General features: G+C 62.3%; 11 protein-coding genes. 6 read left to right on the forward strand and 5 right to left on the reverse strand.

All coding sequences use genetic code 11. The features are described from left to right. Positions 1-1323, reverse strand: a complete 1323-nt coding sequence (locus tag MJP36_RS19980; RefSeq protein WP_244383855.1) for an MFS transporter — start codon at positions 1321-1323, stop codon at positions 1-3. A gap of 191 nt (positions 1324-1514) precedes the next feature. Between MJP36_RS19980 and MJP36_RS19985 the strand changes: the two genes are divergently transcribed. The 4 genes from MJP36_RS19985 to MJP36_RS20000 all read left to right on the forward strand — a co-directional run bounded on the left by MJP36_RS19985 (position 1515) and on the right by MJP36_RS20000 (position 7162). After that, a complete protein-coding gene (locus MJP36_RS19985) occupies positions 1515-3251 on the forward strand; it encodes an IlvD/Edd family dehydratase (RefSeq protein ID WP_244383856.1) in 1737 nt (578 codons plus the stop codon). Between the two features lie 48 nt (positions 3252-3299). Continuing rightward, a complete protein-coding gene (locus MJP36_RS19990; RefSeq protein WP_060756387.1) occupies positions 3300-4022 on the forward strand; it encodes a FadR/GntR family transcriptional regulator in 723 nt (240 codons plus the stop codon). A 633-nt stretch (positions 4023-4655) separates the two neighbouring features. Next, positions 4656-5672, forward strand: a complete 1017-nt coding sequence (locus MJP36_RS19995) for an alpha/beta hydrolase (RefSeq protein WP_244383857.1) — start codon at positions 4656-4658, stop codon at positions 5670-5672. 62 nt (positions 5673-5734) lie between these two features. Further along, complete coding sequence (locus MJP36_RS20000; protein ID WP_244383858.1) at positions 5735-7162, forward strand: mechanosensitive ion channel family protein; 1428 nt, start codon at positions 5735-5737, stop codon at positions 7160-7162. An 18-nt stretch (positions 7163-7180) separates the two neighbouring features. Here MJP36_RS20000 and MJP36_RS20005 read toward each other — a convergent pair whose 3' ends face one another. Continuing rightward, the gene (locus MJP36_RS20005; RefSeq protein WP_060756390.1) at positions 7181-8104 is read right to left on the reverse strand and encodes a LysR family transcriptional regulator; all 924 of its coding nucleotides are present in this window, start codon (positions 8102-8104) and stop codon (positions 7181-7183) included. A gap of 328 nt (positions 8105-8432) precedes the next feature. Here MJP36_RS20005 and MJP36_RS20010 point away from each other — a divergent pair, with 328 nt between their 5' ends. Next, a complete protein-coding gene (locus MJP36_RS20010; protein ID WP_104993293.1) occupies positions 8433-8867 on the forward strand; it encodes a helix-turn-helix domain-containing protein in 435 nt (144 codons plus the stop codon). A gap of 32 nt (positions 8868-8899) precedes the next feature. On the opposite strand, the gene MJP36_RS20015 is transcribed toward MJP36_RS20010, so the two are convergent. Continuing rightward, positions 8900-9475, reverse strand: a complete 576-nt coding sequence (locus MJP36_RS20015; protein ID WP_060756392.1) for a flavodoxin family protein — start codon at positions 9473-9475, stop codon at positions 8900-8902. 320 nt (positions 9476-9795) lie between these two features. On the opposite strand from MJP36_RS20015, the gene MJP36_RS20020 reads away from it, so the two are divergent. Continuing rightward, positions 9796-12591, forward strand: coding sequence for an ATP-binding protein (locus MJP36_RS20020; protein WP_244383859.1), 2796 nt, complete (start codon positions 9796-9798; stop codon positions 12589-12591). Here the strand turns inward: MJP36_RS20020 and MJP36_RS20025 are convergent. Continuing rightward, positions 12538-14034, reverse strand: a complete 1497-nt coding sequence (locus tag MJP36_RS20025) for an ATP-binding protein (protein WP_244383860.1) — start codon at positions 14032-14034, stop codon at positions 12538-12540. The two genes, MJP36_RS20020 and MJP36_RS20025, sit on opposite strands and share 54 nt — an antisense overlap. Before the next feature lie 178 nt (positions 14035-14212). Next, positions 14213-15163: a GlxA family transcriptional regulator gene (locus tag MJP36_RS20030; protein WP_104993290.1), complete on the reverse strand. Its 951-nt coding sequence runs from the start codon at positions 15161-15163 to the stop codon at positions 14213-14215. Positions 15164-15182: the final 19 nt, after the last annotated feature.

Consider the following 15182-nt stretch of genomic DNA (forward strand, 5'->3'; position numbering starts at 1 on the left):
TTAAGTACGGGTGGCGCCACGGGCGCTGGCGGCGAATTGGTCGGCGGGCAGTACATGCTTGAGTTCCAGCAGGCGGTAGACCACGCCGGTCAGCAACAACCCGAACACCATTACGCCAGACAGGAAGTACAAGCCCGAGGCCAGGTTGCCGGTGTACTCCTTGAGCGCACCGATCACGAACGGGCCGATATAGCCACCGAGGTTGCCCACCGAGTTGATCAAGGCAATGCCCGCTGCCGCACTGGCGCCGGCAAAGAACCGCCCCGGCAAGGTCCAGAACACCGCCGTGCAGGAAAACAGCGCGAACGCCGCCAGGCACAGCGCCGCCATTTGCAGCACCGGCAGACTCAGCCAGGCACTGCAGAACAGGCCAATGGCTCCCAACACATAAAGCACCGCGAGATGGCCGTAACGGTCGTTCAAGCGGTCGGAACTGCGCGGGATGATCAGCAGGCCGATGATGCCGAACACATAGGGCACGGCCGAGATGAAACCGGTAACCAGGTCAGTGCCACCGAACTGTTTGATCAGGGTCGGCAGCCACAGGCCCAGGCCGTAGATGCTCAGGGTGACCGGCAGGTAGAACAGCGCCAGCAGCAACACGCGCTTGTCTTTCAAGGCGTGCAGTGGGTTGCCGTGACGGGTCTGGCCGTAGGCTTGCAAGTCTTTGGTGAGTTCACCGGTCAACCAGGCTTTCTCGTCGTCGCTCATCCAGGTGACCTGCCGGGGACCATCCGGCAGGTAGCGCAGCACCGGCCAGGTCAGCAGCAGCGCCGGCGTGCCGATCACGATAAACAGCCACTGCCAGCCGTGCAGGCCGAGCAGGCCATCCATGCCCAGCAGGCCACCGGAGACCGGCCCGGTGATCATCATCGCGATGGGTTGGGACAGGATGAACAACCCAAGGATCTTGCCGCGATGGCGCACCGGAAACCACTGGGTGATGTAGTAGAGCACGCCCGGAAAGAAGCCCGCCTCCGCCGCGCCCAGCAAAAAGCGCATCACATAGAAGCTGTGCGGGCCTTGCACGAAGGCCATGCCGATCGTGATCGCGCCCCACGTAACCATGATGCGCGCAAACCAGCGGCGTGCGCCGAAACGGTCGAGCATCAGGTTGCTGGGGATCTCGAACAGGAAGTAGCCAATAAAGAACAACCCGGCGCCCAAGCCATAGGCGGCGTCGCCGATGCCGACATCGGCGCCCATGTGCAATTTGGCGAAGCCCACGGCGGAACGGTCCACGTAGGCGATCAGGTACAGCAGGATCAGGAAGGGAATCAATTTCAGCGTGATGCGCCGAATAAGCCGCAGTTCCTGGCTCATGGGTCGATCTCCGATTGTTGTTTTTATAGAAGCTCGGGGGACACCTCTCGCGAACATCCGCCAGGGTCATACCTCAGTTGAGACAAACTATATAGTAGGACTATTTGCAAAACAACTCTTCCAAAGCAGGGTTTTTACGCTTATGTTTAGCCGCAGATAGAACATATAGTCATACAATAAGAGAATCGATCATGTCTGATAAAACGCCCGGCCTACGCTCCGCCCAGTGGTTTGGTACTGCCGACAAGAACGGCTTCATGTACCGCAGCTGGATGAAGAACCAGGGCATTGCCGACCATCAGTTCCATGGCAAACCGATCATCGGCATCTGCAATACCTGGTCGGAGCTGACCCCGTGCAACGCGCACTTCCGCCAGATCGCCGAGCACGTCAAACGCGGCGTGATCGAGGCCGGCGGCTTCCCCGTGGAATTCCCGGTGTTCTCCAACGGCGAGTCGAACCTGCGCCCGACCGCCATGCTCACCCGCAACCTGGCGAGCATGGATGTGGAGGAAGCCATTCGCGGCAACCCCATCGACGGCGTGGTGCTGCTGACCGGCTGCGACAAGACCACCCCGGCCCTGCTGATGGGAGCGGCCAGTTGCGACGTACCGGCCATCGTGGTCACGGGTGGGCCGATGCTCAACGGCAAGCACAAGGGCCAGGACATCGGCTCGGGCACCGTGGTCTGGCAGCTCAGCGAACAGGTCAAGGCCGGTACCATCAGCCTGGATGATTTCCTCGCGGCCGAGGGCGGCATGTCGCGTTCGGCGGGCACCTGCAACACCATGGGTACCGCGTCGACCATGGCGTGCATGGCCGAGGCGCTAGGCACGTCGCTGCCCCACAACGCGGCGATACCGGCCGTGGATGCGCGGCGTTACGTGCTGGCGCATATGTCCGGCATGCGCGCCGTGGAGATGGTGCGCGAAGATTTGAAACTGTCGAAGATCCTCACCAAGGAAGCCTTTGAAAACGCAATTCGTGTGAACGCGGCCATCGGCGGTTCGACCAACGCCGTGATCCACTTGAAAGCCATCGCCGGGCGTATTGGCGTGGAACTCGACCTCGACGACTGGACCCGCATCGGCCGTGGCATGCCGACCATCGTCGACCTGCAGCCGTCGGGGCGTTTTCTGATGGAGGAGTTCTATTACGCCGGCGGCCTGCCCGCCGTGCTGCGCCGTCTGGGTGAAGCCAACTTGATCCCGCATCCGAATGCCCTGACCGTGAACGGTAAAACCCTCGGCGAGAACACCCAGGACTCGCCGATCTACGGCCAGGACGAGGTCATCCGCACGCTCGACAATCCGATCCGCGCCGACGGCGGTATCTGCGTCTTGCGTGGCAACCTGGCGCCATTGGGCGCAGTCCTCAAGCCTTCGGCCGCCAGCCCCGAGCTGATGCAACACCGAGGCCGCGCGGTGGTGTTCGAGGACTTCGACATGTACAAGGCACGCATCAACGACCCGGAGCTGGACGTGGATGCCAACTCAATCCTGGTCATGAAAAACTGCGGCCCCAAGGGTTACCCAGGCATGGCGGAAGTCGGCAACATGGGCCTGCCGGCCAAGCTGCTGGCCCAGGGTGTCACCGATATGGTGCGCATCTCCGACGCACGCATGAGCGGCACCGCCTACGGCACGGTGGTCTTGCACGTCGCACCGGAAGCCGCAGCCGGCGGCCCGTTGGCTGCGGTGCAGGAAGGTGACTGGATCGAACTCGACTGCGCCAACGGCCGCTTGCACCTGGACATCCCCGACGCAGAGCTGGCAGCCCGCATGGCCGACCTCAAGCCCGCGCAGAAGCTGATCGTCGGTGGCTACCGCCAGTTGTATATCGACCATGTGTTGCAGGCCGACCAAGGCTGCGACTTTGACTTCCTGGTGGGTTGCCGTGGCGCTGAAGTCCCACGTCATTCCCACTAATTGGGATGCTATGATGCCGCGAATCTAAGTCAGAGCATCCCTGTCGTTATGGATCACCAGCCGCCCAAACCGCGCAAGAGCATGCATGCCCAGATCGTTCAGGACTTGGGCATGCACATCGTTTCCGGCCGCTTCAAGCCCGAAGAAAAACTGCCCCTGGAAGCCACGCTCTGCGAGGAATACAAGGTCAGCCGCTCGGTGTTGCGGGAGGCCACGCGAGTACTCAGCGCCAAGGGCCTGGTGTATTCCAAGCCACGGGTCGGCGCGGTGGTGCGGCCGCGTGTGAAATGGCACTTGCTCGACCCGGACGTGTTGTCCTGGCTGATGCAGTCCACGCCCCATAGTGAGTTTTTCAACACACTGGCGGGTGTGCGGCGCATTCTCGAACCGGAAATCGCCGCGATGGCCGCGACCACCGCCACCGTCGAGGACATCGCCACGATCGAGGAGGCCTACCGTGGCATGGAGACCGCGCAGACTCACGAACAATTGCTGCAGGCCGACCTGGATTTTCACCGGGCCATCGCCGACGCCACGCGCAACGATTTGCTCGCCTACATGTGCAACATGCTGTCGCTGCCGTTGCGCGAGTCGATCAATATCACCAACCGACGTCCGGATATCCAGGGCCTCAGCCTGCCCCGGCACAAGGCGATCCTCACAGCGATCCAGAACCGAGACGCGCTCGGTGCCCGGCATGCTTCGCTGGTGCAGCTGGATGACACCCGTGTGGCGCTGGATACCGTGATGAATGTGTTGACGCCGTTGTAGGCTCGTTGCTCGCCTCTTTCCCTATCTAAAACTCTGGTGCCAGGTTGGCACTTGTGGCGAGGGAGCTTGCTCCCGTGGCGGCCTATGGGCCGACCGGGATGTTGGAGTGGTCCGAGTACATATCCATTGAAGTGGTAACGGCGGCTTAAGGTTCCGCTCTTACAGCGGCTCACTTTTGGAAAAGAGCCGGAATGCCGGCCCAGCCCCAAAGTAAGCAAAAGGGCTCTTGCCCCACCACTCGGCACCTCGCTCAGGCTCGGTGTGCCCGAACACAGGCTTGAATCCGTGGGCCGCCGTCATGGGCCATCCCTGGCCCAGGACGGCTAACCCGGCGTCCTGCCGGGTTACCCACGGATTCAAGCCTGCGTTCGGCCAGCGTGGTTTGACGGGGCGCTTAAGATCAAAAGCAAGATCAAGATCACGATCAAAAACGCAGCGGGCGCGGCCTTTAAAGCCGCTTTCGAACAAGCTAATTGTCACATTCTGATTGACAGTTAAACGGCTTCCAGCCGCTTTTTCACTTTCGAGCGCCTCATTAATCTGTGCTCACGGTGTTGCTGAGACCTGAACCCAGCGTCACAGCAGCCCGATCCCACGGCATAAAAACTCGAACGTTTGAAAAAGGAATTAATCATGAGCCTCAAGAAAACCCTCACCGCTTCCCTGCTCGCCCTGTCCATCGGCAATGCTTTCGCCGCCGGCAGCCCTGGCGTCGAACACAACACCCAGGCGTTCCTCGACGCCCTTGCCGCCGGCGGTGGCAAACCGCTGGAGCAACTGAGCCCGAAAGATGCCCGCAGCGTGCTGACCGGTGCCCAGGCGTCGGTGAAGGTCGATCTGTCGGGGGTTGAGGTCAGCGACAAGGCGATCCAGGTTGACGGTCAGGTGATCAACCTGAAAGTGGTGCGTCCGGCCAAGGTCAAGGGCGAGTTGCCAGTGTTCATGTTCTTCCACGGTGGCGGTTGGGTGCTGGGCGACTTCCCGACCCACCAACGCTTGATTCGTGATCTGGTGGTGGGCTCGGGCTCAGTTGCCGTGTACGTCGACTACACCCCGTCGCCGGAAGCTCATTACCCGACCGCGATCAACCAGGCCTACGCCGCCACTCAATGGGTGGCCGAGCACGGCAAGGACATCGGCGTCGACGGCAAGCGTCTGGCGGTGGCCGGCAACAGTGTCGGCGGCAACATGGCAGCGGTGGTGGCGTTGAAAGCCAAGGAACAGCACACCCCGGCCCTGCGCTTCCAGCTGCTGATGTGGCCGGTGACCAACGCCGGGTTCGAAACCGCCTCGTACCAGCAGTTTGCCGAAGGCCACTTCCTGACCAAAGGCATGATGCAGTGGTTCTGGGACAACTACACCACCAACCCGGCCGAACGCGCACAGATCCACGCATCCCCCCTGAATGCCAGCACCGAACAGCTCAAGGGCCTGCCTGCCGCGCTGGTGCAAACCGCCGAGTTCGACGTGCTGCGTGACGAAGGCGAAAGCTACGCCCGCCACCTCGACGCGGCCGGTGTACCGGTGACTGCGGTGCGCTACAACGGGATGATTCATGACTTCGGCCTGCTCAATCCGCTGAGCCAGATTCCGGAAGTCAAAGCGGCGGTACGTCAAGCCGCAGCCGAACTCAAGACGCATCTGAACTGAGTCCGACCTCTCGCCACACCTCAGGGTGTGGCGAGTTTTTTGTACCCGCCGGAGTGCAATCCATGAGCCTTTTCCTCACCCACCCGTTGTCCTGGAGCGCCCTGCTGCTGGTGCTCGACGCGTTGCTCTGGCATCTCGCCCCGTTCACGCACCGCGCCTCGCGCATCGGCGTGCGCCTGCTGTTGTTCGTGGCGTTCAGCGCGCTGGTCATCAATGCCGGCGTCAGCCCGTTGCAGGCGCCGTTGTTTGCCGATGACCGGGTTGCGCAACTGGGCGCTACGGCGTTGGGAATACTCTGGTGGCTGTACGCCGCACGGGTGCTGACCGAAGTGGTCGGCCTGATTCTGATGCGGCGCATCGGGCACAGCGGTCGGTTGTTGCAGGACGTGATCGGCGCGTTGGTGTTCCTGGCGGCCATTGTCGCCGCCGCCGGGTATGTGCTGGAGCTGCCGGTCAAAGGCTTGCTCGCCACCTCCGGGGTGGTCGCCATTGTGGTCGGCCTGGCGCTGCAAAGTACGCTGAGCGACGTGTTCTCCGGCATCGTGCTCAACACCACCAAGCCCTATCAGGTAGACGATTTCGTGATGATCGACGGCGTCGAAGGCAAGGTGCTCGATATCGACTGGCGTGCCACCCATCTGCTGACCAGCGCCGGCACGCTGGCGGTGGTGCCTAACTCGGTGGCGGCCAAGGCCAAGATCGTCAACCTCAGCCGCCCCACCAACCTGCACGGCGTGTCGATCAGCATCAAGGTGCCGAATCACGTACGGCCGCGCCGGGTGCTCGATGCCCTCGACCGGACGCTGCAAGGCAGCAGCAGCCTGTTGCTCAACCCGGCGCCGAAAGCGTTGCTCAAGGAGGCGGGAGAGGAAATGTCCGAATACGTGGCCAGCGGTTTCATCGCCGAACTGGCCAGGAAAGGCGATGTGCGCAACCAGTTGTTCGACCTCGCCCATCGGCATCTTGAGGCGGCAGGTATCTCGAGGCATCCGGACGGTGTGATCGAACCCTCGAGCCGCGCCCGTGCGTTGCTCGATGAGGTGAAGGTTTTCCGCTCGCTCAGCCATGAGGAGCGTGACCGCCTCGCCGAATCAATGGTGCCGCAACAATACAGCGCCGGCCAGGTGGTGCTGGATCTGGACGAAGTGCCGGACAGCCTGTTTGTGATTGCCACCGGTATCGTCAGTGTCAGCGTGTCCGACAGCAATGGCCTGGCCGAGGCCGGTCGCATGGGGCCGAGCGAGGTCATGGGCGAACAGAGCATCCTTGCCGATACACCGTCCCAGGCGACATTCACCGCGCTGACCTCCTCGATCATCTACCGTCTCGACAAGCAGCTGACCCGCCAGTGCATGGCGCAGCGCAGCGAGGTCGGCCAGGCGTTGAACAAGTTGCAGGCGGTACGGCAACAGAACAGTCGGCTGGCGTTGATGGCTAAGCCCGTGCCGGTCAGGAAAGGCGGTTTCCTGGGCTGGTTGCAAAAACGCTGACCCCGCTTTCAGCCGGATCTAGGGGGTCGCGATGTCCAGGGGTTGCGACATGAACTGACTGATCCGCGAACGTAACCAGCGCTCTGCCGGATCGTTGTCGTGAACGCCACTCCAGGCCATCGACAGTTGCGCCGCATCGATGGGAAACGGTGGGTCTTCGGCTCGCAGGGCGCAACCTTCGACCAAGGCGCACGCCGCGTAGTCGGGCACGGTGGCGATCATTTCAGTACCGGCGAGCATCGCCCGCAAGCCACTGAACTGCGGAACCCCCAGCACCACGCGCCGGGCACGCCCGACCTTGGCAAGGTCAAGGTCGATGTTGCCGCTCAGGTCGCCCGAGAACGACACCATCGCGTGGGGGCGCTGGCAGTACTCATCGAGCGTCAGCTCACCAGGCCGGTCATCCCCACGCAACACTTTGCAGGCAATATCACGCAACCGCTTGCGCTTGGCGTTGGCCGGCAAGTCGGTGGTGTAGCTGACCCCCACGGAGATCTCCCCCGAGGCGAGCAAGGCCGGCATCAACAGATAATTGGCCCGACGCACCACCACGACAATGCCCGGCGCCTCCTGCTGCAACTGGCGCAGCAACGGCGGGAACAGACCAAATTCGGCATCGTCCGAAAGGCCTATGCGAAACACATCGCAGCTGGTCGCCGGGTCAAACTCCTTGGCCCGGCTGACGGCACCCGAGATGATGTCCATCGCCGGTTGCAGCTCTTTAAGAATCGCCAACGCTCGCGCCGTCGGCTCCATCCCGCGACCATTGCGCAACAGGAGCGGGTCGTCGAACAAATCGCGCAGGCGCCCCAGCGCAGCACTCACCGCAGGCTGCCCCATGAACAGCTTCTCAGCCACACGGGTCAGGTTCTTTTCGAACATCAGGGCCTCGAAAATCACCAACAGGTTCATGTCCAGGCGGCGCAGATCATTACGGTTCATAGGCACAGTCCCATTGTGTGTTGAGCCAGGTACGCCTCAGTCGAACTTCACTCGAGCATCGGCGCTCTTGCCGCCCGCCGGTAAAACCCGCGTTCGATAGGCTCCGGCGAAATACGCGCAATTATGCACGCGTTTTCGGCGCAAGAAATTGCAGCAATGTGCTCAATGGATGCTGTTGCACAGGAAGGGAATTAACAACGTTTAACTCGCCAACCACCGACCCGCGCCCAAAAATGAAGCCCTCTGTGCAGGACTGTTTTCTAACGCGGGAAGCTGCTGAGCCATCGCGCAGTGCGCCAGCGCGCTCCCATCGATACGGATATTTGCCATGGCCCACGCTCAGTACAACGCCGTCCGTGTATCAACCACTCAAACGCGCACCCCGGCCACCGGAGGCCTTTCTCCCTGGCGGGAAAGCCTGGTCAAGAAATTGATCCTCGAAAGGTTGAGTGAAACGCTGGAAGTCACCGAACTCGCTCGGGCCTGCGCCCTGTCTCGCAGTCATTTCTCTCGCGCCTTCAAGTCCAGCACCGGCTTGTCGCCCCAGGACTGGATTCGTTGCCAGCGCATCCTGCGCGCCAAACAACTGATCCAGGACACCGACCTGACCTTGACGCAAATCAGCCTGGAGTGTGGCTTCTGCGATCAGGCGCACTTCTGCCACATGTTCACCCGCAGCGAAGGCATCACGCCGTTCGCCTGGCGCTGCCAGGCCGTACGGGCCCTGCCTGCCTCTTCAGCAGCGCAAGCCGCTCACTGCTGAGCTGAGCCTTGTGAGGGATGGGACGCGATGCATCAACCCGACGCAGGGTGCATGCGTTCGGCCAGGCGCGCCACCCGCTCCCCCAGGTGAGCGGCGGTGCAGCGATCTTCGGCAGGTGGCGCATGGTCCGGGGACTGCTCGACATTTGATTGAGCCATGACCCCCAGCGAGCTGCCCAGACGATTCAATTGCCCATCGAACCGGCCAACGCTGGAGCGCGCCGGCAACAGGTCGAGGCCGACCCAGATCATCGAGTGCTGGGCGGCGAATACGGCCATCTGCAGCAAGGTGTTGAGCTTGTCGCCACACAGGCAACCGGAATTGGTGAACCCGGCTGCCAGCTTGTCGCGCCAGGGTTGCGCCAGGTAGAACGACGCGGTGGCCTCCATGAAGGCCTTGAAGGACGCCGACGCGCTGCCCATGTAAGTCGGGGCGCCGAAGATGATCGCGTCGGCGCGGTGCAGGCAGTCCCACTGCTCGTCCACCTCCTCGACCGGGATCAACCGGCACGTACTGCCCGAGTGCCGCTCCACCCCCTGAGCCACCGCTTCGGCGATAACCCGCGTATGGCCATAACCGCTGTGATAGACCACCACCACGTCGCTCATTCCAGCCTTCTCCTGAAGTGTCCATCCCTTTTGCTGCACGAGCACAAAAACCAGTGCCTTCGGTTGATGGACTGGAAGCCTTGGATTTTTGGGTGTAAACCAGACGCAGGACGAGTTAAACGTTGTTAATTCTCAGGGGTGCGCCAAAAGCCGCGACTCAGCCTTTTGTCAGCGCAGCCCCAGTCAATACGGCACGGGTGAACGGCACCACAAACGTTGCCGGCAACGTATACCCGGTACCGCCGCGTTGCGCTGCCGGAAAAAACTCAGGAACATGCTCGGATACCCCGTGATAGACGCATGCAGGCAGGAGTGACCCGTTGACCCTTTCCCCCGAACAGGCTGTGCATTTCGGCCCTTACCGGGTCTACCCCGGACAACGCCTGGTGCTGGAGGCCGACCAGCCCCTGCGCCTGAGCCGGCGCGCCATGGACATTCTGTTGATCCTGCTGGAGCACGCCGGGGATCTGGTCAGCAAGCAGCAGTTGATCGCACGGGTCTGGCCCAACAGCGTTGTCGAAGACATCAATGTGCGTGTGCATATCGCGGCGCTGCGCAAAGCCCTTGGCGACGGTCAAGCCGGCCAGCGCTATATCGTCACCGTGGCCCAGCGGGGTTACAGCTTCGTCGCGCCGTATTCGCTGGCGCCTGCCGAACAACGCCCGCCGAGCAGCGGCCAGGGGCAGCGCGGGCATAACTTGCCGATTCGTCATACGCGCCTGGTGGGTCGCCAGGCCCTGGTTGACAGTCTGGTAACGCAATTGCCACGCCAGCGTTTCATCACCCTTGTCGGCCCTGGGGGTATCGGCAAGACCAGCGTGGCGCTGCGCGTCGCGGAACAGCTGATCGGTCACTACCGGGACGGCATTCGCCTGTTGGACCTGGCCTCGATCAGCGATCCCGCGATGATCGCCAACCACCTGGCGACCCTGCTGGAGCTGTCGTTGCACGACGCCGAGCCGCTGAGCGCTCTGACGACCTTCCTGCATGAACGGCACATGCTGCTGGTCCTCGATAACTGCGAGCATCTGATCGACGCGATTGCGCTACTCAGCGAAAGCCTCCTTCGCGGGGCGCCCGATGTGCACATTCTGGCCACCAGCCGCGAGAGCCTGCGGGCCGAAGGCGAATTCGTGCAGCGCCTGGAAACACTCGACTGCCCGCCGCCCATCGCCGCGCTGGAGCGCTCCCAGGCCCTGGGCTTTTCGGCGGTGCAACTGTTCGTCGAACGGGCAATGGCCAGCCATGACAGTTTCGAACTGAGCGATGACGAACTGCCTCTGGCGATCGAGATCTGCCGCCGCCTGGACGGTATTCCTTTGGCGATCGAACTGGCCGCCGCACACGTGAACAGCCTCGGCCTGAGCGAACTGTTGAAGCAACTGCAAGGCAGTTTTCGCTTGTACGCACAGGGCTGCCAGACGACCCTGGGCCGGCATCAGACCCTGCGCGCGACACTCGACTGCAGCTTCGAGCTGCTGACGCCCTGTGAACAGATCAGCCTGCGCCGACTGAGTGTATTCAGGGGCAGTTTCACGCTGGAGGCCGCGGCGACGGTGATTGTCGGAGAGCAGCTCGAACCCCACGCGGTACTGGGCGCGATTACGCAACTGGTGGCCAAGTCACTGCTGAACGTGGAGGTCGGTGACGAGCAGGTGTTCTACCGTCTGCTCGACACCACCCGCAGCTATGCCCTGGAAAAACTCGACCAGGCAAATGATTTGCAGGGCACGCTGCAACGCCACGCCGAGAGCTGCCTGGCCTTGATGCACCAGGCCGGCAACGACTGGGAGCAGGTCCAGACCGAGGTCTGGATCGAGCGCTACGCGCGCCACCTGGAAGACATCCGCGCGGCCCTGGATTGGGGTTTTAACGCGCAAGGGCCACAGACCGTGGCGATCCAGCTAGCTTCGGTGTCGACGCCCCTCTGGCAGGAACTGTCGCTGCTCAAGGAGCACGGTGTCTACGTGCGCAAGGCCCTGGCCCTGCTCCAATTGACGCCCGCGCCCTGCCCCCGCCTGAAAACGGCCCTCAACCTCGCCCTCGGCAGTGCCTGCTACCACACCCAAGGGGGCACCGCCGAAACCGTCGAAGCCTTTGTAAGCGCCCGAACCCTGGCCGAAAGCAACAACGACCTGGCCGGCCAGCTCCGGGCCGTGTCCGGGCACATGGCGGTCAACCTCAGTTGCGGCAACTATCAAACGGCCCTGGAACAGAGCCTGCAATTCGATCGCCTGGGCGTGCAAGGCAACGCCGCCGTTTCCCTGAGTACCCAGCGTTTGCAGGTGCTGGCCCTGCACTTTGCCGGTGACCAGCACCAGGCACGCCAGCGCGCCGAACAGGTCCTCCAGTGCATGGCCCAGAGCGGCCACCTCAATCGCTTCACCCATGGCTTTGGCATCCAGTACGACCAGAGCGTCGCGTCCCTGACCATTCTGGCGCGGATCCTCTGGTTACAGGGCCTTCCCGAAAAGGCTTGGAAGACTGCCCGGCAGGCGTTGGACATTGCCGTCCAGATCGACCACGGCACGTCCATCTGCTACACGCTGGCGCTGTCCGGGTGTCTGATCGCGCACTACAACGGTGACCGCCAAACGGCCCGCGAGCTGTTGCGCCTGCTGCTCGAACAGGCACAAAAGCACTCGGTGCTGCTGTTCTATAACTGGGCCCGGCAGTATGCGCAGGTGCTCGATGCCGAGGGCGCACATCCGACCGCGACAGCCGGCAACGGGCTGATCCATGAAATCATGGTCACCCTGGATAGCGGTTTCGTCGATGACGCCTTGCTGGCACGCGCCGAAAACGGCGCTGCCGGTTGGAGCACCGCGGAAATCCTGCGGGCCAGAGCGAATGCCCTGCTTGCGCAAAACAGCCAGAGTGCTGCCGAGACGGTGCTGCTCCAAGCCCTGGAAATTGCCAGAACCCAGGGGGCACGGGCGTGGGAACTGCGTACGGCGACATCACTGGCCGAGCTTTGGCAGCGTCAAGGACGCCAGCAACAAGCCCATGATTTGCTGGCGCCCCTCTACAACGCGTTTACCGAAGGCTTTGCCACCCCGGACCTAAGCAAAGTCCGTCGCTTGCTTGACGAGTTGCAACAACACCGGCTTGCCTGAAACCCAGCGTGCCCGGCTGATGTAGCCGGCATAACGCACTTCAAACACGCGCTGCAGCCCGCTCAGTTCCAGTTTTTCCAGCACGTAAGTGCGGGTGGTGTTGAGGAACCGATAACGGGTGATGCCATTGCTTTGTTCAGCGGACAACAGCGATTTATGCACCAGCCGGTCTATCACTTCAACGAGGCTGGCGGGCCGCAGCACCGCACAGCTGATGACGCCGATGGCTGCGTCCAATGTAAAGGCTATCTTGAACACCGCCAGCCCTTGCAGGACGGTCTGTTCCAGCGGGCTCAGGCGCTGATAGCTCCAGTCCAATGCAGCCTTGAGTGTCTGATGCCGCGCGACGGCGGTGCGCCGGCCCTGGGTCAGCAATTGAAAACAGTTATCCAGTTGCGCACGCAGCCCAACCAGTGCCAGCGCATCGATCTGCGCCGCCGCCAGCTCGATGGCCAGCGGCAGACCGTCGAGGCGCCGACAGATTTCCCGCACGGCCGGGAGGTCCTGCTCACGCAGAGTAAAGCCCTGTTGGCGGCTACGGGCACGGCTGACAAACAACTGCACCGCCGAATAGCTCAGGGTCTCGCCGACACTGTGCAACGCCGACATCGGCGGCACCGCCAGGGCCGGCAGACACTGCACCGTCTCCCGCGCAGCCCGCAGCGGCTCGCGGCTGGTGACCAGGATCGATAACCGTGGCGCCGCAGCCAACAGGCTCTCCACATGCTTTCGGCAGCATTCGAGCCAGTGCTCGCAATTGTCGAGCACCAGCAACGCATGCCGTTGCGCCAGCGCCTTCCCAGCCACGTCCAGTTCAAGCATCTGGCCCAGATAATCGACGAGCCGCGCCGGATCATCGAGTGCCGCCAGATCCACCAACCAGACGCCATCGTCATAGTGCTGCAACAACAGTTCGGCCACGCGCAAAGCCACCGTGGTCTTGCCAATGCCGGCGGGGCCGACCAGTGTCATGAAACGGCACACCGGCAACTGCCGGACCACGCTGCCCACCAGCGAATCCCGACCGATTACCGGCGTGATCCGTACCGGCAGGTTGTGTCGGGGTTGCTCAACGGTCTCGATCGAAACCGGCAGCCCGTCCGGCTCGCGTTGCACCGGGGCGACAAAGCAATAACCGCGCTGGGGGACATTGACGATGTAGCAACAGCCGTCCTGGCCATCGTTGAGGGCCCGACGCAGGGCGGCGATGTGCACGCGCAGGTTGATTTCCTCGACCACCGAAGTCGGCCAGACCTGGGCAATCAACGCCTCCTTGCTGACCACGTCGCCTGCGTGTTCGACCAGTACCTGGAGGATATCCAGGGCCCGCCCGCCCATGCGCAGCGGCCGATCACCGTGCAGGATCAACCGTTGGCGCGTGTGAAACACATACGGACCAAACCGCAACACCGCACTGTTGTTTAAATCGCTGAGTCTGTTCATGCACATTCAGTGCGCAAAACCTGGCCCGACTCGAGGTAGCGCATTGCACGAGTTCGCCCAGGCTCTCGCATCTCCATTGCCAAGAGTTCATAAACATCTTGGCAGACACCCGTGACGGGACAACCGCCCTGGAGGGAGCGTCACGGCCATCCCGGTGCGCAGGACGGACAACCACGCCTCAGTTGAACAGTTCGCGGTACTGGGCGGGGGTCAAGCCGAGTTTTTCACCGAACAGAAAACGCATGTGCCGCACGCTGCCGAAACCACTCTTGTAGGCGACGGTCTTGAGCGGCAGGTCGCTGGTTTCCAGCAGGCTGCGGGCCCAGTCGATACGCGCGCTTTGCAAAAACTCCATGGGCGTCATGTTCACTTCACGGGCAAACACCCGGGCGAAATGTCGCGCACTCATATTCGCCAGGCTGGCCATGCGTTCGACGCTAAAGGCCTCATCAATGTGTTCGAGCACATAGTTCTGCACCCGGGCTACCGGCGTTTCCGGCGGCGCCACGGCAGGCATCAACGGGCTGAACTGCGCTTGCCCGCCCTGGCGCTTCATCACCACCAGCAAGACCTTGGCCACGTCCTGGGCGATTTTCTTGCCGTGGTCCTGGGCGACCAGCGCCAGTGCCAGGTCGATGCCGGCGGTGACCCCGCCGGAACTGTTCAGGTTGCGATCCTGCACGTAAATCTGATCGGTCTTGACGATTGCCTTGGGGAACGCCCGAATCAACCGCTCCGTGTAATGCCAGTGAGTCGTCACCTGATAACCGTCGAGCAAACCGGCATGCCCCAATATGAACGCCCCGGTGCAGATCGAGCCATACCTGGCCGACTGGCCGACCGCGCCCTGCAGCCAGTCGAGCAACGGCCGGTGTTTTCCGTTGTAGGCCCCCGGGCCGCCCGGCACCAGCAACAGGTCATAGCTGTCGCCGGCCTGGTCTATGTGCACGTCGGCCTGAACATTGACGCCATTGGAGGCGCGCAAGGCGCCATGCTCGGTGCCGATCGTCAACAACTGATAATGGTCGGCCGCCGCCAGATAACGATTGGCGATGGAAAACACTTCCATGGGCCCGGCCATATCGAGCAGGAGAAAGTCTGGAAACAGCACCATTGCCACGGTTTTCATGGGTTGGAAATCACTGATG

Origin of the sequence: Pseudomonas palleroniana (assembly GCF_022836895.1) — a bacterium.
In the GTDB taxonomy this organism is placed as follows: domain Bacteria; phylum Pseudomonadota; class Gammaproteobacteria; order Pseudomonadales; family Pseudomonadaceae; genus Aquipseudomonas; species Aquipseudomonas palleroniana.

Coding starts and splice junctions, on each gene's coding strand:
- MJP36_RS20005 (WP_060756390.1), bottom strand. CDS start 8,104: ATGAACCGTAATGATCTGCGCCGCCTGGACATGAACCTGTTGGTGATT.
- MJP36_RS19990 (WP_060756387.1), top strand. CDS start 3,300: ATGGATCACCAGCCGCCCAAACCGCGCAAGAGCATGCATGCCCAGATC.
- MJP36_RS20010 (WP_104993293.1), top strand. CDS start 8,433: ATGGCCCACGCTCAGTACAACGCCGTCCGTGTATCAACCACTCAAACG.
- MJP36_RS19980 (WP_244383855.1), bottom strand. CDS start 1,323: ATGAGCCAGGAACTGCGGCTTATTCGGCGCATCACGCTGAAATTGATT.
- MJP36_RS20030 (WP_104993290.1), bottom strand. CDS start 15,163: ATGAAAACCGTGGCAATGGTGCTGTTTCCAGACTTTCTCCTGCTCGAT.
- MJP36_RS19995 (WP_244383857.1), top strand. CDS start 4,656: ATGAGCCTCAAGAAAACCCTCACCGCTTCCCTGCTCGCCCTGTCCATC.
- MJP36_RS20015 (WP_060756392.1), bottom strand. CDS start 9,475: ATGAGCGACGTGGTGGTGGTCTATCACAGCGGTTATGGCCATACGCGG.
- MJP36_RS19985 (WP_244383856.1), top strand. CDS start 1,515: ATGTCTGATAAAACGCCCGGCCTACGCTCCGCCCAGTGGTTTGGTACT.
- MJP36_RS20000 (WP_244383858.1), top strand. CDS start 5,735: ATGAGCCTTTTCCTCACCCACCCGTTGTCCTGGAGCGCCCTGCTGCTG.
- MJP36_RS20025 (WP_244383860.1), bottom strand. CDS start 14,034: ATGAACAGACTCAGCGATTTAAACAACAGTGCGGTGTTGCGGTTTGGT.